Consider the following 23,162-nt stretch of genomic DNA (forward strand, 5'->3'; position numbering starts at 1 on the left):
GCGACCACGATGACCAGCGACGTTTCTACCAATGAGCGGTCGTGGACGGCCGCGCCCGCCCCCCGCCCGCGCCGCCGCCGGGCACTGACCGTCTGCGTCGGCTTGGTGGCCGTCCTGGTCACGGCCGGGCTGGTCACCGCGGGCCTGAGCGGCTCGCACACCAGCCCGGCACCCGCCGGCCCCGCCGCGGCCCCGGCCGCACCGGCCGGCCCCGGCACCGTCCCCGGCACCGGCCTGCACCTCAAGGACGGTGTGCCCGTCGGCTACGCCCGCACCGAGTCCGGCGCGAAGTCGGCCGCCACGAACTTCCAGATCGCCCAGTCCACGGCCGGCTTCCTCGCGAACCCGGACGTGCGGCACAAGGTGAGCGCGGTCGTGATGGCTCCCGACGCCCTGGCGCAGCGTCAGCAGACCCTCGACAGCCAGAGCCAGAACGCGATGACCAACCTCGGGATCGGCGCGAACGGCCAGACGCAGGACGGCGCCCCGCTGATCAACCGCCAGGCGGTGCTGTCGGCGACGGTCTCCTCGTACAGCGCGGACGTCGCCACGGTGCAGCTGTGGACGGTGGCGGTCACCGGGGTGGCGACCACCGGTACGCAGCTGCCGCCCACCAGCGAGTTCTCCACCTGGAACTACACGCTGACCTGGACGGGCGGCGACTGGAAGGCAATATCGATCACCCGCTCCGCGGCGCTGATCCCGCAGGCCACCGCCGGTCAGCCGTCCTCGCCGAACAGCTTCCGCGAGCTGGGAGGTGACGCGGGTGCTCCGCCGTTCGCAGGCTGACCCGGCACAGCGCCGGCGGCTTCGGCTGCGGCGCCCGCTGGCGGCCACCGGCATCACCGGGTTCCTCGTCTCGCTGATGCTGATGTTCAGCGCCCCCGCCGCGCAGGCCGCCCCCGGGGTGTGCGACATCCCGGGTGTCTCGACCGTGTGTGACGTGGTCGACGGCGCTACCAGCGTAGCCAGCTTCGTCTCCGACCCGTTCGGGTTCATCGCGGGAAAGATGGGCGAAGGCGCCAAGTGGCTCCTCACCAAGGTGATGGACCTGATGCAGGCGTCCTCCAAGGTCGACTTCACCAACCCGGGCTTTCTCAAGCAGTACGGCCTGATCTTCGCCGCCTCCGCGATCCTGACCACGGTGCTGTGGCTGATCGCGGTCGCGAAGCGAGCGGTGCGCGGCGTGTCGGTCGCCACCGCCGTCTCCGAGGCGATCGGGCTGCTGGCTCTGCAGGTCCTCGTCTCCGCGTTCACTCCCGCCGTCCTGATGCTGCTCAACCAGATCGTCGACGATCTGACCTCGGTGTTCGCCGGGAGTGCGGTGGACGAGGGCAAGAAGTTCATCGACCTGCTGACGAAGGCCATCTCGACCCAGGGCTCGAACGCGCCCAGCGCCATGATCTTGATCTTCCTGGGCATCATGGTCGCCGCTCTGCTCGTCTGGATCGAGCTGCTGGTGCGCGCCGGCGCGCTCTACATCGGTGCCGCGCTCGGGCCGCTGGTCAACAGCGGCCTGGTGGACCGCGACCTGTGGGGCCGGTCCAAGAAGTGGGTTGGCATGCTGTTCGCGCTGTTGCTGAGCAAGCCGATCCTGTTCGCCCTGTTCGGCCTGGCGGCGTCCATCGAGAACTCCGACACCAAGACGAACAGCGACACCGCCAGCACCGTGCTGGTCGGCGCGCTGATGATGTTCCTCGCGGTCTTCTCCTCGGCCACCCTCTACAAGTGGGTGCCGTCGTTCGGTGACGACATGGCTCACCTGATGCACTCCCGCAAGGCCGCCGCCCAGGCCGGCCCGGTCGCGGCCATCCCCGGCCCGGTCCAGGCGAGTCAGCAGGCCATGAACGCGCGGATGATGCAGAGCTCGGTCGTCGGTGGCGCCCGCGCAGGCGCCGGCGCCACCACCGCGGCCGGCGGGCCGGTCGCCGCGGCGGCCACGGTCGCCAAGGCGGGCCTGGACATGGCCAAGAACAAGGTCGACGACGCCAACACGATCCCCGACCAGGGCGCCGGCCACGGCAAGGGCGGCGAGGACAGCCAGAACAGCAGCGTGCCCAGCACGGTGCCCGGCTCCTCCGGCACCGGCGACTCGATCGTGCCGACCGGCACCGGCGCCGACGCGCCCGCCCCGGCGGACACCGTCGCCCCGGGCACCGCCGGTAGCGGGACGCCGACCGGCGGCTCGATCGTGGCGACCGGCACCAACACCGCCTCCGCCGCGCTGGGTTCGACCCCGGCCGGTGAAGGGACCGGCGACAACGCCACCGGCTCGTCGACAGGTGCCTCGCCGCTCGGGGGCACGGCGACCTCGAGTCCGAGCACGCCGTCCGTGGTGCCCTCCCAACCGGGAGCAGCAATGGGCTCCCCGAGCACGGGCACCGCGCCCAGCCCCGGCACCGGCTCGTCGGGCCAGCCGAGCCCGGCACCCACCAACCCGGCGGGCCCCTCCACGGTCGCCACCGGCGCCAACGCCCCGGCGCCGTCCCCGACGGCGGCTCAGGCACCGGCCCCCGCAGCGGCTCCCGTCCCGGCAGCTGCTCCGGCCGCTGCCCCCGCACCCGCAGCGGCGGCGGTGGCCTCACCCCCGGCTCCGGCACCGGCTTCGCCGACCGCCGCCCGGACCGGCACCGGCGCCCCCGCCGTCCAGAACAGCGGCCCCGCCCCCGCGCCGGCACAGTCCGCGCCCGCAGCGGGCCCCGCAACTCCCCGAGGAAGTGATCACTGATGGCCGCCGACAGTTACGTCTTCGGCAAGGACCGGCCCACCGGCCTGGTCGGCAAGCGGGACCTGGGGGAGCAGGTGCTGCTGGTCAGTGCCGGTGCGATCGCCGTGCTGGGCGGCTGGATCTGCTCCGGCAGCCCGGCCCTGGCGATCCTCGCGATCTCCCTCCCGGTCGTACTGGCCGTGCTGATCGTCCTGGTGCCCTACAAGCCCAAGGGCGCAGCCGCGCGCCGCACCTATTACAAGTGGTGGCGGATCCAGCGCGACTACAAGCGGACCCTGCGCAGGACCGGCGGCGTGTGGACCTCCCCGGCGATCGAGGCCGGCGTGCGGCGCGACGGCGCCGCGCCGGCCGCCGCGCTGGCGCCCGCCCCCGGCATTACCTCGATGCGGCCGCTGACCGGCTCGGTGCGCGGGCAGGACATCGCGGTCGTGCTCCAGCCCGAACTGGGCTGCGTCACCATCGCGCTGGAGGTCTCCTCCCGCGGCCACGCCGGCAAGGACCGATCCGAGCAGGCACTGGCCCTGGAGCGGTGGGGCGAGCTGCTGGACAGCTTCGGCAACTCCGCCGACAACCCGATCGACCGGATCTCGGTGCTGGCACGGCAGTTGAAGTCCGACCCCGAGGCCCACCAGCAGTACGTCGCCACCCGCGCGGCCTCCCCGGCCACCGCCAAGGTGCCGGACTGGCTGGACCAGAGCTACAACGCACTGGCCAACGCGGTGTCCACCTCGGCGGAGGAGCACCGCTACTACGTGGTGGCCTACGCGACCTGGGGCAAGGACTTCGCGGCCGAGGCGCACGAGCGCGGGGACGGCGACGAGGGCATCCTCGCCGTCATGTCGGCCGCCGCCGAGGAGCTGTGGGCGCGGTGCGAGGACGCGGAGCTGCGCGTGGTGGCGCCCGTGGACCTCGGCACGATGACCGCGGTCATCCGCAACACCTACGACCCGGACCACGCGATCTGGGACGACAGCCTCCCCATCCAGCACGCCTTCCCCCGTCAGGTGGACGTGCGTGACGAGCGCTACTTCCGCGCCCGGGCCGCCGACTCACCCACCGGCTGGTACCACGCCACCGCCGCCGTCGTCTCCTGGCCGACCACCCCCGTCGGGCCCGACTTCCTGGCGCCGCTGCTGATCGGCCTGCCGGACATCATCCGCACCGTCGCCATCACCAGCCACCTGGAGCCGAACGACAAGGCCGTCAAGCGGATGCTCGCCGAGGACACCAACAACCAGGCCGAGATCCAGCGCGACCTGCGCAAGGGCAAGAACATCGACCCGCGCGACGTGATCGCCCGGGACCGGGCCAGCCAGCGCGGCATGGAGCTGGCCGCCTCCGGCGCGGCCGGCTCGGCGATCGTCGGCTACATCACCGTCTCGGCCCGCACCGAGAAGGAGCTCGCCAAGGCCAAGCGGGACACCACCGCCAAGTCCCGCTCCTCCCACCTGGGCGTGGAATGGCTCGACCTCGAGCACCACCGCGCCTTCTTCAACACGCTGCCCTTCGGCGGAGGTATCCGGATATGAGCCTGCTCTTGGAGACCTCGCCGATCACCGCCCGGCGACCCCTGCACACCACCACCCGCGCCTCCCAGTCGCTCTACCTCCCCATCGCCCCGCCCACCCTGGGCAGCGCCGGTGTGGTCATCGGCCGGGAATTGTTTTCCGGCAAGGCCTTCGTTTATTGCCCGTTCAGTATTTTCGGTGACGGATTGCCTGGCGGGAATGCCTTGGTGATGGGCGACACCGGCCGCGGAAAGTCGTCCCTGACCAAGACGTACGCGCTGCGCCAGGCCCGAATGGGCAGGCAAATCGCAATTCTTGACACAAAAGAGCAAAAAGAATCTGGCGAGGGCGAATGGGCTGCAGTTTGCCGTGCCCTGACCGGAAAGGACCCGATTAAATTCGTGCCCGGCGGCGGCCCGGGCTCGGCCTGCATCAACCCGCTGGACCCGGCGATCTCCGGCCGGCGGCAGGTCGAGCTGGTGCGCACCATCGTGGAGCTCGGCCTGGGCCGCGGCTTGGACGAGTTCGCGGGCTCGGCACTGCGCATCGCGGTGCGCCGGGCCAACGAGCGCGGCGCCGCCGAGGAGCGGGTGGCCACCCTGCCCGACGTCGCGTACGCCCTGCGCCACCCCTCCGAGGAAGACGCCGCGGCGAAGAAGCGCACGGTGGACGAGCTACTGGCCGACGGCCTGGAGACCTCCTACGTCCTGGACCGGCTGTGCGGCGGCACCAAGGACGACGCCAACGGCGGCGGCGACCTGGTCGGCATGCTGGACGGGCCCACGTCGCTGAACGTCGACCTGGACGCGCTCATGATCGTCTTCGACCTGGCGCGGGTGCCCTCCGGCGGCGTGGCGATGACCATCCTCATGGCCGTCATCAGCGTGTTCCTGGAGGAGGTGTGGCTGCGCGGCGAGTGCGAGTGCGGCACCGCGCCGGACACCCACCAGCGGGTCACCACCGACGAGGCCTCCGGGGCCTGGCGCCGCGGCGGCAACCCCGCCACCGGCTGCACCCAGTACAACCAGCGCAAGCGCTTGCTCATCTTCGAGGAGGCCTGGCACATCCTCGGCACTCCGCAGCTGGCCAAGCTGCTGGAGAAGTTCCTCAAGTTCGCCCGCGGCTACGGCCTTTCGTGCATTTTCATCGTCCACCACTTGAGCGATGTGGACGACAGCGCGGAGACGGCGGCCGCGTTGAAGATGGCCGACACGATCGTCATCTACAGCATGAAGGCGGACGAGGCGAAGGCGGTGGTCGCCCGGCTCGGGCTGCCGGCCTGGACGGCCGGTCACATCCCACGGCTCAGGCGCGGCGTGGCGCTGTGGATGGTCGGCGAGACCGTCTACCCGGGGGTCCAGCACCTGCTGACCGACACCGAGCAGTTGCTCTGCTTCTCCTCCAATGCGATGACCGAGCAGCTGGCGCCCGACGACGCCGACGCGTTCGACGAGGAGCTGGCCCATGCAGCCTGACGCCCCGTCCCGCCAGGAGCACGCGCCGGCCGCCGTGCTGCTGGGCCGCCTGGTGCTGGAGACCTCCCGGCCCCGCATGCCCGGTGGGCGCGGCCACGCCGTGCCCACCGGGTGGTGGATGTCCTACGTCTGCACCGACTGCCTGGAGCCCCAGCACGACGCGCTGGCGGACCTGCCGGTCCGCTCCGACCGGGCGGCCCTGACCGCCAGGGCCGCCGCCTTCTTCGGGGAGGAGTGCGTCCTTCGCTCCTGCAAGGACGGCTTCGCCGTCTACCCGGCCGACCGGGCGCGCTGGTAAGCCGCCCCGCACGCAGAGGAAACGTTTCCCTTGACCACGCCCGTCCTTGCCTTGCCCTCCGGCCACGCCCCGGTGGCCGCGCTGCTCGGCCAGCTGGTCCTTGAGCGCGGCCCGTGGTCCGGCACTCTGACCGCCCAGCGGTCCGCCGTGCCGGGCTGGTGGGTGTACTACACCTGCCGCTGCTGCCTCCAGGACCGGTTCGAGCCGCTGCCGGACCTGCCCGTGGAGGCGGGCGAGGACGAGCTGACCAGCCGGGTGTCCGCGCTGTTCTGGCAGCCGTGCGCCCTGCGGCCGATCGCCGACGGCTACGCCGTCCACCCCGCTGGGGTGTGCGCGTGAAGATCTACCCGGGCCGGGCCGAGGGCACCGCCCTGGCGGATGCGACCCGCGACGACCAGCGCCTGAGCGTCACCGCGCTCGGGCTGCTGGATGTGCTGCTGGCCGCTGGCCGGCACCACCGGGAGCTGACGATGGACGTCCTCGCGCGCCACCGCGGTCCCGGGCGCGAGCAGCTGCTGGATGCGACCCGGGACCTGATCGCGCTGGGCTACGTGGCCAGGGTCAAGCACCAGAGCGGGGGCGGCCGGTGGGCCACCGACCTGTACGCCTTCGCGACCCCGGCCACCGGCGAGGAGCTGGCCGAGCTGCGCGAGCGCTATCCGGACGCCGTCTCGGTGGCCGTCGAGCCCGACGCCCCGTCAGCAGCAACGGCCGGTGCGCAGCCGTCGAACGGCGAGGTCCCCGCGGCCGCAGGTGGGGGCGGCCGTTCGGCCGCGCCTCCGGAGGAACCGGCCGAGGATCCGGAGCGGGCCGGGGCCCGCGCGGTGCGCGGCGTCCTGGCGCAGCTGCCCGGCCCGCTGGCCGTGCTGCTGCCGCAGCACCTGCCCGCGACGGTGCTGGAGGCGGTGCGCCGGGAGCTGGAGGCCGGGCGCACCCCCGAGCAGTTGGCCGAGCGGATTCAGCGGCGCTGGGAGCTGCACGGGTACGCGGACAAGGCCGCGGCCGGCGCGCTGCAACGCCCGCTGGGGGTGGCCGTCGCGCTGGTACGCCACGGCGAGTGCCCGGACCGGATGTGCGAGGACGGGGTGCGCGACGACACCGGCGCCGCGTGCCCGCGCTGCGCGGAGCGCCGCGAGGAGCACCACCGGGCCCGGCGGGCCGCCGCCCCGGCAGCCCGGCCCGGCACCGCGGTGTTCGCGCCGGCCGACCCCATGGCGGGGGCGGCCAGGCCGACACCGACTCCGCCGCCGTTCGCCTCGCTGCAGCTGGGCACCGCGCCGCCGGACCCGGCGACGACCAGCGCCGGGCTGGGTCGGGCGCGCGCCGCGCTGGCCGCCGCCAAGAACAAGACCACCTCCGCTCACGGTTCCGGGAGCGCACGATGACCCTTCCCTCGATGTTCGGCGGTGGCGGCGTCGCCGAGTACGCCCCGTGGGCGCTGCTGGGGATCACCGTTCCGGTAGCCGCGCTGGTCCTCAAGCCGTGGGACCGCAAGGGCAACGGCGCGACCTGGGGCGGACGGGCGGTGGAGAAGCAACTGCGCGCACCGCAGGAACTCGCCGAGCGCCAGGACCGGCTGATCGCCGGACGCGGCACGGTGTCGAAGAAGCTGGTGGCCGCTCAGCCGTGCCTGTCCGGGATCGCGTTCGGGGTGCCCGGCTCCGGCAAGACCATGGGCCTGCTGCTGCCCAATGCGCTGGAGTGGGCGGGTGCGCTGGTCATCACCACCACCAAGGCCTCCGACCTCGACCTGATCTACGCCCGGCGCGCGGCCGACGGCAAGCCGGTCCACGTCGTGGCCCCCGGCGGCATCCCCGGACGCGAGACCGCGCACTGGTCCCCGGTGGACTACTGCAAGACGGAGGAAGACGCGGACCGGATGGCGAAGTGGCTCGCCGAAGCCGCCGCCTCCAGCAACAACCCCGACTCGCAGACCTGGCTGGAGCAGGCGCAGCCGATCGTCAAGGGCCTGCTGCTGGCCGCCCGCGTCTCGGGCCAGGGCATCGAGGGGTTCCGGCGCTGGCTGCGCCTGGGCAAGGACGCGGCCGACACCGTCGAGGGGATCCTCGCCGACGGCGGCTTCCCGGACGCCGCCGACGAGTACGCCTCCCCCTGGCGGCGCCTGCACGACGACGGCATCGGCAGCGTGCAGCTGACCTTGAACGTCATCGCCCGGGTCTACACCGACAAGGCCGTACGCGAGACCAGCAGCCGCTCCGACTTCAACGTCGAGGAGATCCTGGAGAAGGGCGGCACCCTGGCGATCGTCGCCTCCACCTCGGACAGCAAGCGCTTCGCACCGCTGATCACCGCGCTGATCGCGTCGATGATCCACGCCGCCGAGGCCAAGTACGCCCGCACCGGCAAGGCCCTCTCACCGGCGTTGGGGTTGCTGATCGACGAGGCCGGCAACCTGCTGCGCTACCCCGAGCTTCCGAACGTGCTGACGACCGGGCGCGGCATGGGGATCGTCATGTTGACGATCTGGCACGACCTGTCCCAGCTGCGCACCAGCCTGGGCGAGGACAAGGCCAACACCGTTTTCAGCGCCTCGCCGATGCGGATGCTGCTGCCGGGCGTCGCGGACGAGCCGACCTTGAGCTACTTCAACCGGATGCTGGGCCGCGCCGAGGTGAAGAAGGCGACGGTGACCCGGGGCAGCGACGGCTCCCAGTCGAGCACCACGTCCACCTCCGAGCACGACCTGGCGCCCATCCACGCCCTCCAGCAGCTCGACGACTACACCGCGGTCGTGCAGTACCACAACAAGCGGCCGATCCGGGTGAACCTGCGCAACGCCGGCGGCGACCAGGACCTGGTGGCTCTCACCACCCCCGCAGACGAGCGCGCCCCGAAGGAGCTGACGTATGCCTGAAGAGCTGGAACCCCCCTACGCCGGCCCCACCGGCACCGGCGGCACGCCCCCGGACGACGAGGACGTCCTCGAAGGCGAGATCGTCGACCGGGAGACCGGCGAGATCCTAGGGGACGACTACGAACCCGAGATCGACGAGGCGGACCTCGCGGGCTGGGTGTTCGACGCGATGGAGCCGGCCGTTCGCCGCGAGCGGATGGCCGAGTTGCGGATCTGGGTGAACTGGCTGGTACGCACCCAGCGCAAGCACGCCGAGATCACCCCCTGCTGGTACAAGCACGAGGACGTCCGCGACCGCCTGGCCGCGCTCTTCGTCTCCTGGGTACGCGTCTACAGCCCCGGCGACAAGCGCGACACCGCGGAGGCGGACTGGTTCCTCATCATGGACCGCATCGTCTCGGGCCTGCCGCTCAAGGAGTGCACGTCGGCCCGTCACCACGAACCGGAGCAGCGCGAGTTCGCCGAGATCGAGACCGAGTACCAGACCTACACCAAGACCAGCGACGCGATGACCCGCCCGGCCCGCCACCCGGCGGTCCACGAGATGCTGCGCCAGGGGGTCGCGGAATGACCCGCACCACCCTGCCCACCCCGGCCGCCGTGGTGGCCGGGCGGGTGTGGCCGCACTGGGCCGCGGTCGCCGACTTCACCGTGGCGGGCGGGCAGATGCTGCGCGGCCAGCTCGAGTTCCTGCTCGAGCTGCCGCCCTACGCCACCTCGGTGGCGCTGCTGCTGGGCCGCGACAACGCGGGCAGCCACTTCACGAAGGTGCTGTCCTGGCCGTTCGCCCGCCACCTGCTGCACCAGCCGATGGCCTGGTGGCCGGTCGCGGACTCCGAGCCGGCGCAGCCGGGCTGGCCCGGACCTCACGGCCTGCTCGCCGTCACCGACCTGACCGCCGTGTGGCCGGCGTTCGCCTACCTGGCCGGCCACCCCTGCACCCAGGCGTTCGACGGCGACCACCAGGTGTGGCAGCAGGCGCGCCGCTCGGCGCTGTCCAGCGAGGTCGCCCGCCAGGACGGGCCCGGCGGCACCTGGACGATCCGGGTCACCGAGCAGGTCGCGCCGTGGCTGGCCGCGCACTGGTCGGTGCCCTACCCGGCCCGCAACGCGCCGACCTCGCGGACCCTGGCCGCCGTCACGCTCACCCGCTCCGGCGCGCTGCGCGGGCGCCGCGAGGTGGTCCTGGAACTGGACGCGATGCCCGCGGCCGCCGCGGCGCTCGCCCAGGTGATGGTCGGCGCCGCCCGCACCCCGGCACCGGACGCCGCCGCCGGGGCCGCGTCCCTTCGTGATCTGCTGTGGCGGTACGCCGAAGGGCAGGTCGTCGGCGAGGGCGATCTGACCGGCACCCACCGGGCGGCCGCCCGCTGGCTGGCCGCTGCCGTGCCCGCGCCGACCAGTTCCCTGTCCCCTATATACAAGGAGTCTCGATGAGCACCCCCCGCCCGCGCGAGAGCGGCCAGCGGATGGCCGACGCGCACGCCGCCCGGATCGAGCGCGCCGTCGCCGAGGGGACGCTGGCCGCCGACATCGGCGAGGCCCTGAAGGCTCCCGGGCTGAGCCGGTGGCGGGCCGCGGCGGGATTCTGCGTCGTCGACGACTTCGCCCAGCTGCGCGGCCCGGCCTTCGGCACCGTCGAGGTGCCGGCGGACCTGGTGGGCGGCAGCGAGCTGCCGGACCGGTTCGACGTCGCCGACGCCCGGCTGCTGCGCGCGCTATACCGGGTCGTGCTCGCCGACGGGAGCGCCGAGCAGCAGGCCGCGCTGCTGAACCCGCAGCTCCTGGCCGCGCTGTGGGCACCGGGCCTGGCCGAGGCGCCGATCATGCGGGTGTGGGAACGCCGCTTCCCGCAGCTGGCCTCCGGGCGGTGAGCTGACCGGTGGACGAGCAGCAGAAGTGGGCGGTCGCCAGGGTCGCGCTGGACGCGGTGGGGGAGAAGTACGACTACGCCCTGGCCGGGAGCATGGCCTTGCGTGCCCACGGCCTGGCCGACCGCCCGGTCGACGACATCGACCTGTTCAACGCGGTGGACACCGACGGCGCCGCCGCCCGGGCCGAGGTCGTCCAGGCGCTGACCGAGGCCGGCTACGAGGTCGCCGTCGAGAAGGTCTGGGCGCTCAACCAGGCGGCGAACCTGAGTGTCGCCGACCCGCGTCGGCCCGACAGCGAGCCGGTGACGGTCCAGATGGTGCCGATGCAGACCAACTTCTACCCCGCCGAGATCGACGGCCTTCGGGTCCTCGCGGTGGAGGACTGCGTCCAGATGAAGGCTGAGGCGATCGAGTGGCGCACCGAGGCCAAGGACTTCATCGACCTGAACCAGATGAACACGGTCCTGGGCCCGGATGTCGTCGACGCCCACCTGGTCGCCAACAACCGCTCCCCGGTCGACCCGGTGATCTTCCGCTCGCAGCTGGGACAGGTCGCCGAGATCCCCGACGAGTCGTTCGCCCGCTACGAGGTGGACGCCTTCGAGGCCGCCGAGATCCGGATGAACATCCTGTCCTGGACGACCGAGTTGGCCGCAGACCAGCCCAACCCCCTCCAGGTGCAGGCCAACGGGCCCGCGGCCGGCGTCCAGGCCCTCTACCTGGACCAGGCCGAGGCGGCGGCGGAGCGGATCTCCGCCAACCAGCCGCAGTCGCTGCTCACCGACCACGACCTGACGATGGAAGCGGCGAGGAGCCGCCGACTGGCCGAGGTCGCCGAGTCCGAGGCGCACAAGGCTGCGCAGGAGGCCGGGTGGATGCGCGACAACTACGAGGCCTCCGGCGGCGGCTCGTTCGCCGCGATGCTGCGCGATCAGGGCGCGGACCCGGAGCTCGTGCAGCGCGCGGTGAACAGCGAGCAGGAAGACGTGAAGCGCAAGGAGACGCTGGCCGGCGAGCTCCAGTACCAGGCCGAGGGGCTGCGCGAGAAGGCGGACACCCTGGACGGGGAGCTGGAGCGCCGCGCCGAGCTGGAACCGGAGGAACGCGCGGCCGAGACCACGGTCCGCCGTGAACTGAAGGGCCAGGCCACCGCCAAGCAGGAGCCGAGCTGGAACAACGCGCTCGCCCGGGCCACCGCTCCGACCCCGCACCAGCGCCAGGCCGCCCGCGCGTAGCCGACAGGGCTTGCGCCGCGAACCTGGGACAGGTCGGCACGACCGCCTGATCGACTGCTGAGCCAGTTGGGCGGCGGGCCGCTCGCGGGCAGGCCACCGCTTCCGGGGGCAGCCTGGTCCCTTGAGAAGATGGGAGTCATGCGGCTGCAGCTCGAACTCCCCGATGGCCCGGCGACAACGGCCCGGATCGGTCGCTCGTCGACAGGCAAGACGCTGCCGTACGGTGCGGACCTGCGCACGTGCCTGGCCGTGCTGCACCGCGTGGTGAGCGAGATCGAGAGCCGCGAAACGCAGCGGGAGGAGCAGCGGTTCTCCTGGCTGCGACGGCGGGCGGGCGTCTCGTACTACCTGGTCGCCGATGGGGACCGGCTGCTTGCCGAACACCCTGGCAGTGCGGAGCTCAGCGCCCTGGTCGCCGTCGTGCGCGAGCGCGGCCCGGCCGTGGGCGTGATCCTAAAAACGCCCGATGCAGTCCGGGCCCGGTGAGGCGACCACCCGTACGGGCGACTACTGCAGCGGTGTCGCCGCTTGACCGGCGTGGTGGTCCCAGCCGCGGTCCGGGCCCGGGAGAGTGGGTCGGGTCGGGGCCGGCATCAGCGCCGCCGCCTGCTCGACCTGGCCGATCGCCCGGCACAGGTGGAAGTTGACCAGGGCCAACGCGGTGCCGCCCAATCGCTCCGCCGCGCTCAGCGTTTCCAGCGCCGGCCTCAACAGGAGCCCCGACGCCCGCTGCTGCTCGCCGGCCTGCGCGCACCAGGCGAGGGTGTGCTCCACCTTGTCCAGCACCTCGTCGAGGAACGGCACCTCTCCCAGTACCGGTACTCCCCAGGCGCACATCAGCCGGTCGAGGGCGAGCAGCCGTTCGTCGCACCGCCGCGCCCACCACAGGTCAGGACTCTCGAGACTCACCACGTCCTGATCATCGTGCACCGGCGGCCGGAAGGTGACCGGAATCGTTCAAGAGGCGCTGGTACTGGTGCCGCTGGCGGGTCCGCCCGCCGTGGTCCCGGTGGTGGTGTTGATCACCGCCCCGGGGTCGGTGGCGGCTCAGTTCGCCTCCGCGTGCGTGGTCGGCTCGGCGGCGATCGCGAAGATGACGCGCGGCACCTGGTAGCCGAAGAGCACGTCGAGCCCGCCGAAGAAGACGGGCAGGACCCAGGGACCTCGCCCCGGTGTGCCCACCGGGTAGCTCAGACCGGCGTACCCGATGGCGAGGAACAGCAGCAGAAGAACGGTGATCGCCTCGTTCTTGCGTGAGCGCCGGCCGCCGGACTCGAGGCGCTGCATCGTGGCGGCGCAGGTGGTGGCGGCCAGCGGCAGGAAGAGCGCCGCGATCCAGCCGAAGAGGCCCGGGTAGCCGCTCGCGGACAGGCCGATCGCCGCGTAGGGAACGTTGATGGCCCACCAGCCGAACGCGGCGAAGCCCAGCGTGATGCCGGAGGCGCCGATGGTGAAGCGCTTGCCGATGTGCATGGACATCTCCCTGCCGGTCGGGTTCAACGGATCAGTGTGGCGTGCCCGGAGACCAGGAGGAGTCCGGCCAGCCGCCCGTTCACCCTCACGGGGGCCTGCCGGTACCGCCCTCGCCTCGACTCCACCGACCGGCTGCCACTGGCGACGGTGCCCTCCGCCGTCGCTCTGCCCGCGACCTCCTGACGACAGGTCGTGTTCCGAGGGGCGGACCGGGCCGGTCTCCCGGCGCGCGACAAGCTGCGCCGGGAGAACTGGAGGGGTGAGTGGTACCGGCCGGCTCGGTTCGGACCTGCCCCGCTCACGGGCCGGTGTCCTTGTTATGGTCTCCCGACGTACACCAACCAGGGGGAACCATGCACCACCGGACAGCCACGATCGCCCTGGCCGGCGCACTGCTCGCGCTCACCGCCACCGGCTGCTCCAGCAGCAGCGGCCCGGCTGGCCCGGGCCAGCCGGGCGCGGCCGCCGAGCCCGCGCCTCTCACCGCCCAGCAGTTGCAGCAGCGGCTGCTGACGGCCGCCGACCTCGGTGCCGGCTACGCTCCGGCGCCCAGCAGCAGCGCGGCCGGCTCCGACAACGTCGGTATGCAGGGCTGCCCGGCGCTGGAGAAGCTGGCTGGCGCGTCCGGCGGCAAGCCGCTCGCCTTCGCCGCCAAGGCCACCGCCTCGTTCTCCTTCACCGGCCCCGACGGCGTCTCCGCGCTCGGCGAGGAGTTGCACAGCGACACGACGGCCAAGCTGTCCTCGGGGGTGAAGGCTCTCTTCGACGCGTACGCCTCGTGCCCGTCGTTCCAGATGACCGCCGGCTCCTCCCCGGTCCAGATCACCATCGCCAAGATGACCCCGGCCCCGCTCGGCGACGAGCAGTACCGGCAGACGATGACGATCTCAAGCGCCGCCTCGACCACGGTCATCGAGCAGGCGGCCGTGCGCGTTGGCAGCGTGGAGGTCATGCTGACCGGCGCGCCCGGGCTGGTCGAGAAGCAGCTACCGCAGGCCGTCCAGAAGGCCCGGACCGCGAGCTGACCATGCCGGGGTGCCCGACTCGGGAGCCCGGTCGTCCGACCGGTGCGCGGGCCGGAGTACCGCACCGCAACCCCGGGTCGAAGCCCGGGGTTGCGCCGTCGGACCGTGTGCTACGAGCGGGCGCTGGCGAATGAGTTCGGGTCGCCGTCGGCGCGGCGCAGCTCGCCGATATCTTCCAGGCGCAGCACGCACACGGCCAGGCGCAGCGCCTCGCGGACGGTGGTGATGAGCAGCAGCTCGCCGAGTTCCTGGAGGCGGGCGCTCGCGCCGGGGATGGTGTGGAGCATCTTGCGGACATCGTCGGTGTACCCGCCGGAGGCGTCGATGTCCTGCTCGGTGAGCAGGTCGCGCCATTCGAAGCCGTCATCGGCCGGGGTGTAGGAGCTGAGCTCCAGCCAGTCGTCCGACGACGGTGGGGTGTCAAGGCTGAGCACGTGCAGACTCACAACGGGGTCCTTCCTGAAGGGGGCGGTCGAGGGCAGCACGGTGTGCCGGGGCCGACCGGTCCGCTGCGCGAGCGCCTCGTTGGTCTTCGCGCGGTCGATCCGGTCGGCGGCCGGATGCGTTGGAATCCTCGGCTCCTGGGAGCCGCCACCCGCAGGGGGACCAGCCCCTGCTGCGGGTGCATCGTAGCCGCCTGCGGGACGTCCGTTGGGTGCCCCGTACTGACCAGGGAAGATCCCTCACCTTGCTGCCGCACCCGGTGGCGGGTGCGGTGCCGCAGCGGGTTGACCGGCGGTCGACTCGGACCACCCGGTGTGCTGCGCCGGCAGCGGCGGACGGGATCTGGCTGGGCAGTTCGATGCCGCGCGAGCCCGGACGCGATACTGGGCCGGTGGCGAACATGGACCTCGCGGGTGCGGTGGCGGCCCTTCTCGACGGGCGATTTGACGACGTGCTGGGCCTGAAGGAGAGCGTCTGGCTGGACGCGAAGGGCGGCATCTACGACCTCGACAGCCCGGCCAAGGCCGAGGAACTCGTGAAGGACGTTGCCGCGCTCGCGAACACCGCGACCGGCGGGCTGCTGGTCATCGGGATCGGCACCCGCCCCGAGCATGAGCAGGAGATCCTCGACCGCCTCAAGCCGGTGCCGCGCAACCGTGTCGACCTGGACCGCCACCGCAAGTTGATCCGGGAGCGGATCACGCCACCGCCCCGCGGCATCGACGTGGACTGGATCCCGGTCGACGGGGAGCACGGTGTCCTGCTCATCCACGTGCCCGCGCAGCCGACCGCCCGGCTGCCGCACCTCGTGGCCGCGCCGACGCGTGGGGAGAAGGGCCACCCCGACTCGGTGGCGGTCCCGGTCCGCGAGGGGGACGGGACGGTCTGGCTCCCGAGGGCGGAGGTGCAGCGGCTGCTGGGGGCCGGTTGGAGTGCGACCGGGGGTCCGAGCCGGGAGGTTCTCGCCGAGATCGCGACGCAGGCCGCGACCGCGGCCGTGCACCAGAGCGTGTCCGCTGCCACGGCGGCTGCCCCCGGTGAGGGGGTGCCATCGGCGCAGCGGCGGTGGGCTGCGGCGTACGAGGCGCTCGGCGGCCGAGAAGTTCTCGGCAGCGCCGACGGCCAGATCTACGCCGACGGGCCGGGCCTGGTCCAGCACTTCATCGGGGTCGGCGCCAGTGGAGGCTGGGTGTTGTGCGAGCTGCCGGGGCGGCCGGTGGTCGCGGTGGCGGAGAGCGTGTGGGAGGCGCTGCGGCTGGAGGGCAGTGCTGCCCTCGGCGTCGACGCGTTCACCGCGCTCGGGTTCCCGGACCCCGGTGCGGTGCTCCCGGGTGCGGTGCCAGCTCTGGTGGACGGAGCCACCGGTGAGGTCCGGCTGGTCGACGGTTCCTGGGGGCCGGGCCGGCTGGTTCGCCGCGGCGACGGGGCGGCGTGGCGGTGGGAGCCGCAGGTCCGGTTCAGTGCGGATTCGACCCGGGCGGGTCGGAACTGGGCCTACGGCGTGCAGGCGCCGCAGCTGCGGATGCGGGTGACCGCCACCCTTCCGTGGGCCGGTGACGACGCGTTCGAGCTGCGGCAGCTCGAACGCAGGAAGTTGCTGGGCGCGCTCGCCTCCAGCGAGTTGTCGCAGTTCGCGGCCGCACTCGCGATGCACCACGGGTCCGTGTCCTGGATACCGACGTGGGATGTCGGGCGCCTGGAGGGCAGCCGGAACTCCTTCAGCTACGCCACCGCCCTCACCGGTACGGACGGGCAAGTCGCGCTATCCGCCGAGGTCTTTCTGGGGCTGCCGAACCCCAGCGACTCTGCGGTGATCACCTGCGCCGAGCTGGTGGTGGGAGACCGGGATGTCTGGGAGCGGCTCGTCCGAACGGGTGGGCGGCCAGCGCCGGGGCCCCGGGAGCTGCTGGCCCTGGAAGACCTCTACTACTTCGCCGCCGCCGGGTGGCAGATGGCCTCCGAGGAGTTGCCGGCCTCGGTGAGCACGGGGGCGTCGGCACTGCGGTGGAGCAACGCCCCGCAGGTCGAGATCCGGTTCAGCATGGAGCACCCGCACGATCACACCGGGCCCCGGCAGACGCTCACCGACTTCGTGGACGTCACCGGATTGGGCGGGCGCCGCGGCAGGGAGCTGCCTTCGATGGGGGTGACCGCCTTCGCCGCGCCGGGCTTGGAACAGGACGAGCGCCGGGCCGTCGTGCGGCAGGCACTCGTGCAGATGGCGCACCACTTCGGGTTCCTGGACGCCGACGAGTCGGCGTTCTGACTCTGTTCCACGGTCTGCAACACGCTCTGCCTGGTGCCCGCCGGCGGGGCGTGGCACTGCGGGGTGCGCGGCTCTCGGGGCAGGCGCACGGTGAAGCCATGGCCTTGATTGTGTTGCTGGAGCTGATGGAGCCCGCCGACGCCCGGGCGATCCTGGCGAGCGGCGAGCCGGTGGAGCCATCGGCCGTCCGGCAGGTCCACGCCGCGCCGTCAGACCCGGATGTACCGGGAGATCCGGGGCCGACAACGCTCTGCGGCCGCGACACCGCAGCGCTGATCGTGGAGCACTGGAGACCGTCCGGACCGGGCGGTCGATGGTGGCCGCCGCGCTGGGCAGGCCGGATCTGCCCGGACTGCGCCACGGCCGTGCGGGCAACTGGCTGACCGTACGGCGGTGCGCCCGCCCGCGGAGCCAACCGGTCCTGGTGCCGTGCTGACATCGCCATGGACGAACGGCTGATCGTCCGTTCGCGTCCGCAATTCACCCACACAGACCACACTGGGGCGCGGATCCCGACATCGCCAGGCGTTCTCCGCTACTGTCCAACCAACACGTCGTCCCCCGTATGCCGGTCGGCGTGCGCAGCATCGGCACCACCAGGTGGCCAGTCCGTGCACGCGGGTGCAGTTCGGACCCAAGCAAGCGCAACCTGGACGAAGAGGGCCCGGGTCACCGGGCCCTCTTCGCTGTTCCGGTTCCGGGCGGGGGCCGATCCCGCGCCGGGTTCCGAGGTCAGCGGCGGCGGCCGTTGTTGCGGTTGCGGTCCTGGTCGAGTTGCTGGCGAGCCGCTTCCTGCGCGGCGGTCTGGGCGCGCTGCTGCTGGGCCTGGGCGGCTGCGCGGGTGCGCTCAGCGTCCTCCGTACGGCGCAGCTGGGGGTCCATCGCGTCGCGGGTGCGGGCCTCGCCGCGCAGTCCGCCGGCCCGCTCGCGTTGGTCGGCGGCGCGGCGGCGCAGCTGCTCGGCGGTGAGCCGCGCGCGGGTAGCGTCGCCTGCGGTGACCTCCCGCTCGGTGGCGGTGACGGCTTCGATGCTGCCGCCCAGCTGCTGCCACTGGGCCAGCGCTTGCTCGTGCCCGGCCGGGTCTCCGGCCAGCTCGGTGAGCCGTTGGATCTCGGCCCGCAGCTGGGCGGCGCGCTGCTCGGCGGCGGCCGCGGCGGCCTGGGCGCGGGTGGCCTGCTCCTGGACGGCGTCGCGTTCGGTGCCGCGCAGGACCGGTCGGCCGAAGCGGCCGGTCGCCGCCAGGCGGGTGGCGGCGTCGGCCGCGTCCGCGGTGGCGGAGCGCTGCTGCTCGCCCAGCTGACCGAGGTCGGTGTGCGCCTGGCGCAGCGCCGAGATCGCTTCGACGTGCTCGGCTCGGGCGGCGGTCTCGGTGTCGATGCGGCCGCCCGGGGCGAGGTCCGCGTCCAGCGCGGCGGCGCGCCGTTCGGCCTCGTCTGCTTCCAGGTCGGCCAGTCGCGCGGTGGCCAGGGCGTTGGCCTGGGCCTCCTTGAGTGCGGCGTCGGTCAGGCGGCCGAAGGGGCGCTGGCGCCAGGCCGGGGACTGGGCGGTCGGCTCGATTCCGAGCGCGGCGAGGGCGACTTCGGCGTCGGCGCCGGAGCGCTCGGCGGCCCGGTCCTCGATCGCCTGCGGGGCGAGTTCGGCGGCTTCGGCCTCCACGTCCTGGGCGTGCTGCTCGGCCTGCCGGGCGGCCTCGGCGAGTTCCTCGGCGCGCGCCAGCGCGGTGGGGACGTCGGTGCTGTGGCCCGGCTGCTGGGCAGCGGTGCGCATCGTCTCGGCGCGGTTGGCCGCGTCGGCGGCGGCCTGTTCGGCGGCGAGCGCGGCCAGGCGCGCGGTGTGTGCCTCGTCGGCCACCTGGGCGGCGCGGGCCGCCCGGGCGCCTGCTTCCTCGCCGCGGCGGGCCTGCTCGCGTAGCCGCTCGCGGTCGGCTTCGACGACCGGCTGGTGGGCGGGCTGCAGTTGGCGCCAGGTGGTGATGGTGGCGTGGGATTCGTCGTAGTCGAGTGCCTGGACGGGCTCGGTGGGGCGCGGTCCGATGGCCAGGTCTTCGCGGCCGTAGTCCCAGCGCTGGCGGTAGGTGTCGATGGCGCGGGCGGCGTCCATCCAGGCCGCGTGGCGTCGGTCGTCGTGCTCGGGGAGCGGGCCGAGCGCGTCCAGCCAGCGGGCGCCGGCCTCGAGGGCAGCGAGCACGCGGGCGGTGGCGACGGCCTCCTCGACGGGCGGCTGGCCGTCGCGCCACAGGCGGCGCAGGTGGTCGGGGCCGGGCTCGGCGGCGGGGCCCAGCGGGGTGGCGTCGGTCCACTGGGCGAGGTCGCGCCAGGCTGCGGCGGAGGCCAGGTTGGCCCGCCAGGCTGCCGCTTCCTGCGGGTCAGCGGGGGAGGGGCCGAACGCTGCCGCCCAGCCAGTGGCGAGGGTGGCCTCCTCGGCGGCGGTGGCGGCCAGCGCCTCGGCGCGGGCCTCGATGTCGCGGGCCAGGGCGTGAGCGAAGGTGGTCTTCTCGCTGCCGTCGGCGGAGGGAAGGGTGAGGTGCAGCTGGTCCAGGAGGCGCTGCCCGGTGGCCTGGGACAGCGGGCGCTGCTCGGCGGCGTCGAGCGCGGCGAGGACCTGCTCGTCCTGGTGCAGACGCCAGTGGAGGACGGCGGCCATGTCCTCGGCGTCGCCGAAATCGCGGACCGGGATCGCCCGCTGGAGCGCCTCGATGGAGTCGCCGCCGCCAGCGTCGATGCGGGTCATGACGTCGCGCAGCGCCGGCCAGGCCTCGGAGGTGACGATCCGCTCGGCCATCGGGACCCGCTCGCGCAGGGCGACCAGCCGGTCGGCGGCGAGGTCGTCGAGAGTGAAGCGCAGCTGCGGCACCAGGGTGTGCAGCGCCTCGGAGGCGTCCAGGGATTCGCGCTGGGCGACGGTGGCCGAGCGGGTGGTGCCGTCCTTCTCCACGATCTGCGCCCACGCCTGGCGGGCGGTCTTGACCGGGTCGGGCTCGCCGACGATCGGCACCATCTCGGGGTTGACGATCAGGTAGATGAAGTTCGCGAACTTGCCGCGGGTCGCTGACGGGTAGGCGCCGTTGCGGTTCATGCCCTGGGCGAAGAGCGCGTGGCCGGTGTCGACCGTCAGGCCCTGGGCTCGGTCCTTGGTGACGGCGTAGCCGAGCTCAACCGAGTGCTCGACGTAGTGCGCGGGCAGCACCGCGGTCGCCTTGGAGTCGGTGGAGCGCACGGCGAGGCTGCCGTCGCGCCGGACCCGGATGACGGTCCACATGTCGCCGTTGCGGACGTAGCCGCGCCCGCCGTGGACCTTGAGCTTCCGGTCGATCTTCCGGGTGACGATGGTGTCCCCGGCGCCCGAGCGGTTGCCGTCGCTCAGGCGTGCCGTGCGCCGGTCCTGGACGACTCCGGCGCGGATCAGGTCTTCCTGGGCGCGGGCGGACAGGGCCGCGGCGGTGGCGTTGTCGGAGGCGATGAGGATGGAGCGCAGGCCGTCGCGGGTGTCGGAGCGCCAGGCGTCGTACGCCTTCTCGGCCATCGCATCGGCGCTGCCGGCCGCGATCCGGCCGCGGGCGTGGTAGGCGTCGAAGGAGGCCTTGGCGTCGCCGTCGGCCAGCGCCTTGGACGCCTCGATCTCCCAGGTCCGCAGCGCTCCGTCGGTGTCGCGGAAGCGGCGGACCTCGTGCAGGTAGATGGCTCCGGCGTCCGCCTCGATCTGGGCGAGCAGGCCGCCCGGGCCGGGTGCGCCGAGCTGCAGCGGGTCGCCGACGGGTACCAGCCGTCCGCCCTTGGCGGCGGCCTGGCGGAGCATGGCGGCCATGTCGGTCGAGGCGGCCTGGCCGGCTTCGTCGATGATGACGATCGCCTCGTTGGGCAGCTGCCACTCGGGGTCCTGGGTGGCGATGAACTCGCTCATGGTGAGCCAGCGGCGCAGGTTCTCGGTACGGATCTTCGCCTCGTCGCCGAGGATGTCCGCCTGGACCTGGCCGTTCGAGAAGCCGATCACCGGGATGCCGTGGACGTCGCCGACCTCGCGGAGCAGCGCCATAATCGTCGTCTTGCCCGCGCCCGCGCGGCCGATGATGGCCTGCACCTGACGGTCGCCGGTGAACACTCCGCGGACGGCGGCGAGCTGCTCTTCGCTCGGGTCGAAGCCGCGTTCGGCGCGACCGGCTTCGAGGGCGGCGTCGATCTGCTCGACGGTCAGGGTCCGCACCGCGGACGGGGTGAGCGCGGCGGCACCCACCTCGCGCTCGGCGGCCTTGATGTTGTGGCTGGTGTAGCGCGTGCACCCGGCGTCGTGGAACAGCGAGGTGCCGTCCGCGCGGATGTAGGCGGACGGCACCGGGAGCAGGGCCGGCATGTCGACGAGTTCGCACCACGTCGGCGACAGCGCCGCCGAGGTGAGCTGCTGGACGACGGAGTCGTACTGCTCGCCGAGCTTGATGTGCCAGCCGGTCGTGGTGAGCTGGCGGATGACCTCGGCCTCGGCGTTGGGCCTGGTCCACGTCTCTCGCTGCTGCTCCAGCACGGTCACGACCGAGCGGGGGATGTCCTCCAGCCGGGTGTTGCGACGGGCTTCGAGGGCCATCTCCTCGGGAGTGCGCGGCCTCCGCTTGGCCGCCTTCTCCGAGGCCCGCCGGCCGATCTCAAGGATCTTCTCGGGGTTCGACAGGCCGGCCGCCCGGGCCCGGCGGCGCCAGTCCTCACGCGAGTCGGCCTCCGTACGGAGTTCCTTCTCGGGGCGGGCGGTGAGGGCGGCGACCTGCCCGAGCTGGTGCAGCTCGGCCCGGTTCGGCTCGCGCTCCTCGCGGGCGCGGAAGGTGCTGAGCAGGGCCCGCAGGTGCTTCTCGGTCTGCTGGCGGCGGGAGGAGAAGTCGAGCAGTACCGCCTTCTCGACGCCTCGGAACTCGCGCACCGGCCGCTTGTCGAACGAGATGCTGTCCTCGCGTTCGGTGGCGGTGATTCCCAGGTCGGAGGCCATGCCGCGCTCGACCTCGGCGGTGTAGATCTCGCCGAACGTCACGCGCATGCGGTGCAGGGGGCGGGCGTCCAGGGCGAGCCACTTTCCGTCCGCCAGGACCTTCGAGCTGATGGCGATGTGGCGGTGGAAGGCCGGGTCGCCGGCCCGGCTGGCCTGGTGGGTGAAGACCGCTCCGGTCAGGCCCTCGGTGCGGATCTGGGCGACGCCGTTCGCGCCGATCCGGGCGTACGCGGCGTCCACCTCGATGCGCTCCCACATCTTCCGGAAGGCCCGCTCCTCGATGGCGAGAAGCTTCTCGCGGCCCTCGTCGTCGGCCACGGCGAGCATCGCCTGCCAGCTCTTGACGGGGGAGACGACCATCTCCCAGCCCGCCCGAGCGGCGCGCTCGCCGGCCTGCTCGACCTGGGCGCGGAGCAGTTCCTTGCGGGCCTGCGAGGCGTTGGGCTCCAGCAGTAGCCGGGCGGCGTACCGCTGCTCGACGGTCTTGTACTGGCGCCACCGGCGGCCCAGTGTCTCGCCGGAGTTGGGGTGCTCGCCGTACTTGAACAGCGCGTCGGCGTGCTGCTGGGTGACCTCACCGCTCAGGCCCAGGGCTTCCGCTCCGAGCCCGATCCAGACGCCCGGAGTATCGACTCCGTCGGCCCAGTGGGCGTTGTTCTCCTTGACGCCCAGGGTGCGGTCGTCGGAGGCGACGGTGCTCAGCAGGTAGTCGATACCGGTGCCCGCGGACACCGGGTGGATGGTCAGCATTCGCACCCTCGGACGCCTTCAAAGAACCCCTGGTCAGAGGCTATGAAGGCATCCATCTGGGTGATCACGGGGCTGATCGTATCCGATCGGTACGACGATCTGAAAAGTAATGCACATGGTGTGGTGAAGAGGAGCGGGAGCGAGGGCGGAGCGGGAGCGAGGGCGGAGCGGGAGCGAGGGCGGAGCGGGAGCGAGGGCGGAGCGGGAGCGAGGGCGGAGCGGGAGCGAGGGCGGAGCGGGAGC

Annotated in this window: 19 protein-coding genes; 15 read left to right on the top strand and 4 right to left on the bottom strand. The window is 72.9% G+C overall.

What is annotated here, in order from left to right:
- The first annotated feature begins 9 nt into the window (after positions 1–9).
- The 13 genes from ACPC54_RS19275 (at position 10) to ACPC54_RS19335 (ending at position 12,479) form a co-directional block, all read left to right on the top strand.
- Positions 10–789: a hypothetical protein gene (locus ACPC54_RS19275; RefSeq protein ID WP_498966192.1), complete on the top strand. Its 780-nt coding sequence runs from the start codon at positions 10–12 to the stop codon at positions 787–789.
- Positions 767–2,728, top strand: a complete 1,962-nt coding sequence (locus tag ACPC54_RS19280; RefSeq protein ID WP_498966194.1) for a conjugal transfer protein TrbL family protein — start codon at positions 767–769, stop codon at positions 2,726–2,728. The genes ACPC54_RS19275 and ACPC54_RS19280 overlap by 23 nt, the downstream gene beginning before the upstream one ends.
- Positions 2,728–4,257, top strand: a complete 1,530-nt coding sequence (locus ACPC54_RS19285; RefSeq protein ID WP_498966196.1) for an SCO6880 family protein — start codon at positions 2,728–2,730, stop codon at positions 4,255–4,257. Before ACPC54_RS19280 ends, ACPC54_RS19285 begins: the two co-directional genes overlap by 1 nt.
- Positions 4,254–5,711 (top strand): putative type IV secretion/conjugal transfer ATPase, encoded by a 1,458-nt coding sequence (locus ACPC54_RS19290; RefSeq protein WP_498966197.1) that lies wholly within the window; start codon positions 4,254–4,256, stop codon positions 5,709–5,711. The genes ACPC54_RS19285 and ACPC54_RS19290 overlap by 4 nt, the downstream gene beginning before the upstream one ends.
- Positions 5,701–6,009 (top strand): hypothetical protein, encoded by a 309-nt coding sequence (locus ACPC54_RS19295; RefSeq protein ID WP_498966199.1) that lies wholly within the window; start codon positions 5,701–5,703, stop codon positions 6,007–6,009. The genes ACPC54_RS19290 and ACPC54_RS19295 overlap by 11 nt, the downstream gene beginning before the upstream one ends.
- A gap of 30 nt (positions 6,010–6,039) precedes the next feature.
- Positions 6,040–6,348, top strand: coding sequence for a hypothetical protein (locus tag ACPC54_RS19300; protein WP_498966200.1), 309 nt, complete (start codon positions 6,040–6,042; stop codon positions 6,346–6,348).
- Positions 6,345–7,394 (top strand): hypothetical protein, encoded by a 1,050-nt coding sequence (locus ACPC54_RS19305; RefSeq protein WP_498966202.1) that lies wholly within the window; start codon positions 6,345–6,347, stop codon positions 7,392–7,394. The genes ACPC54_RS19300 and ACPC54_RS19305 overlap by 4 nt, the downstream gene beginning before the upstream one ends.
- Positions 7,391–8,884 (top strand): type IV secretory system conjugative DNA transfer family protein, encoded by a 1,494-nt coding sequence (locus ACPC54_RS19310; protein WP_498966204.1) that lies wholly within the window; start codon positions 7,391–7,393, stop codon positions 8,882–8,884. The genes ACPC54_RS19305 and ACPC54_RS19310 overlap by 4 nt, the downstream gene beginning before the upstream one ends.
- A complete protein-coding gene (locus ACPC54_RS19315) occupies positions 8,877–9,455 on the top strand; it encodes a hypothetical protein (RefSeq protein WP_498966205.1) in 579 nt (192 codons plus the stop codon). The genes ACPC54_RS19310 and ACPC54_RS19315 overlap by 8 nt, the downstream gene beginning before the upstream one ends.
- Complete coding sequence (locus ACPC54_RS19320; RefSeq protein ID WP_498966206.1) at positions 9,452–10,321, top strand: hypothetical protein; 870 nt, start codon at positions 9,452–9,454, stop codon at positions 10,319–10,321. The genes ACPC54_RS19315 and ACPC54_RS19320 overlap by 4 nt, the downstream gene beginning before the upstream one ends.
- Complete coding sequence (locus tag ACPC54_RS19325; RefSeq protein ID WP_498966207.1) at positions 10,318–10,758, top strand: hypothetical protein; 441 nt, start codon at positions 10,318–10,320, stop codon at positions 10,756–10,758. Before ACPC54_RS19320 ends, ACPC54_RS19325 begins: the two co-directional genes overlap by 4 nt.
- Positions 10,759–10,766: 8 nt before the next feature.
- Positions 10,767–11,993, top strand: coding sequence for a nucleotidyl transferase AbiEii/AbiGii toxin family protein (locus ACPC54_RS19330; RefSeq protein ID WP_498966209.1), 1,227 nt, complete (start codon positions 10,767–10,769; stop codon positions 11,991–11,993).
- A gap of 138 nt (positions 11,994–12,131) precedes the next feature.
- On the top strand, positions 12,132–12,479 hold the full coding sequence (locus tag ACPC54_RS19335; RefSeq protein WP_498966210.1) for a hypothetical protein: 348 nt from the start codon (positions 12,132–12,134) through the stop codon (positions 12,477–12,479).
- Between the two features lie 21 nt (positions 12,480–12,500).
- Here the strand turns inward: ACPC54_RS19335 and ACPC54_RS19340 are convergent, their stop codons facing one another.
- Together ACPC54_RS19340 and ACPC54_RS19345 are read right to left on the bottom strand one after the other, a co-directional pair.
- Positions 12,501–12,905, bottom strand: a complete 405-nt coding sequence (locus ACPC54_RS19340; protein WP_498966212.1) for a hypothetical protein — start codon at positions 12,903–12,905, stop codon at positions 12,501–12,503.
- Positions 12,906–13,040: 135 nt separating this feature from the next.
- Entirely contained in the window at positions 13,041–13,466 is a 426-nt protein-coding gene (locus ACPC54_RS19345) for a hypothetical protein (RefSeq protein WP_498966213.1), read from the bottom strand.
- Between the two features lie 353 nt (positions 13,467–13,819).
- Between ACPC54_RS19345 and ACPC54_RS19350 the strand changes: the two genes are divergently transcribed.
- The gene (locus ACPC54_RS19350; RefSeq protein WP_498966214.1) at positions 13,820–14,491 is read left to right on the top strand and encodes a hypothetical protein; all 672 of its coding nucleotides are present in this window, start codon (positions 13,820–13,822) and stop codon (positions 14,489–14,491) included.
- Between the two features lie 110 nt (positions 14,492–14,601).
- On the opposite strand, the gene ACPC54_RS19355 is transcribed toward ACPC54_RS19350, so the two are convergent.
- On the bottom strand, positions 14,602–14,937 hold the full coding sequence (locus ACPC54_RS19355; protein WP_498966215.1) for a hypothetical protein: 336 nt from the start codon (positions 14,935–14,937) through the stop codon (positions 14,602–14,604).
- 398 nt (positions 14,938–15,335) lie between these two features.
- On the opposite strand from ACPC54_RS19355, the gene ACPC54_RS19360 reads away from it, so the two are divergent.
- Positions 15,336–17,201, top strand: a complete 1,866-nt coding sequence (locus ACPC54_RS19360) for an RNA-binding domain-containing protein (protein ID WP_498966260.1) — start codon at positions 15,336–15,338, stop codon at positions 17,199–17,201.
- A 732-nt stretch (positions 17,202–17,933) separates the two neighbouring features.
- Here the strand turns inward: ACPC54_RS19360 and mobF are convergent.
- Positions 17,934–22,919: a MobF family relaxase gene (gene mobF, locus ACPC54_RS19365; RefSeq protein WP_498966261.1), complete on the bottom strand. Its 4,986-nt coding sequence runs from the start codon at positions 22,917–22,919 to the stop codon at positions 17,934–17,936.
- Positions 22,920–23,162: the final 243 nt, after the last annotated feature.

Source organism: Kitasatospora sp. NPDC094028, from assembly GCF_049543595.1.
GTDB lineage: Bacteria > Actinomycetota > Actinomycetes > Streptomycetales > Streptomycetaceae > Kitasatospora.

Bases quoted from the DNA above. Each gene is read 5' to 3' on its own strand.
- ACPC54_RS19320 (WP_498966206.1), top strand. From the start codon at position 9,452: ATGACCCGCACCACCCTGCCCACCCCGGCCGCCGTGGTGGCCGGGCGG.
- ACPC54_RS19360 (WP_498966260.1), top strand. From the start codon at position 15,336: ATGGACCTCGCGGGTGCGGTGGCGGCCCTTCTCGACGGGCGATTTGAC.
- ACPC54_RS19335 (WP_498966210.1), top strand. From the start codon at position 12,132: ATGCGGCTGCAGCTCGAACTCCCCGATGGCCCGGCGACAACGGCCCGG.
- ACPC54_RS19325 (WP_498966207.1), top strand. From the start codon at position 10,318: ATGAGCACCCCCCGCCCGCGCGAGAGCGGCCAGCGGATGGCCGACGCG.
- ACPC54_RS19295 (WP_498966199.1), top strand. From the start codon at position 5,701: ATGCAGCCTGACGCCCCGTCCCGCCAGGAGCACGCGCCGGCCGCCGTG.
- ACPC54_RS19350 (WP_498966214.1), top strand. From the start codon at position 13,820: ATGCACCACCGGACAGCCACGATCGCCCTGGCCGGCGCACTGCTCGCG.
- ACPC54_RS19290 (WP_498966197.1), top strand. From the start codon at position 4,254: ATGAGCCTGCTCTTGGAGACCTCGCCGATCACCGCCCGGCGACCCCTG.
- ACPC54_RS19285 (WP_498966196.1), top strand. From the start codon at position 2,728: ATGGCCGCCGACAGTTACGTCTTCGGCAAGGACCGGCCCACCGGCCTG.
- ACPC54_RS19275 (WP_498966192.1), top strand. From the start codon at position 10: ATGACCAGCGACGTTTCTACCAATGAGCGGTCGTGGACGGCCGCGCCC.
- ACPC54_RS19315 (WP_498966205.1), top strand. From the start codon at position 8,877: ATGCCTGAAGAGCTGGAACCCCCCTACGCCGGCCCCACCGGCACCGGC.
- mobF (WP_498966261.1), bottom strand. From the start codon at position 22,919: ATGCTGACCATCCACCCGGTGTCCGCGGGCACCGGTATCGACTACCTG.
- ACPC54_RS19310 (WP_498966204.1), top strand. From the start codon at position 7,391: ATGACCCTTCCCTCGATGTTCGGCGGTGGCGGCGTCGCCGAGTACGCC.
- ACPC54_RS19345 (WP_498966213.1), bottom strand. From the start codon at position 13,466: ATGCACATCGGCAAGCGCTTCACCATCGGCGCCTCCGGCATCACGCTG.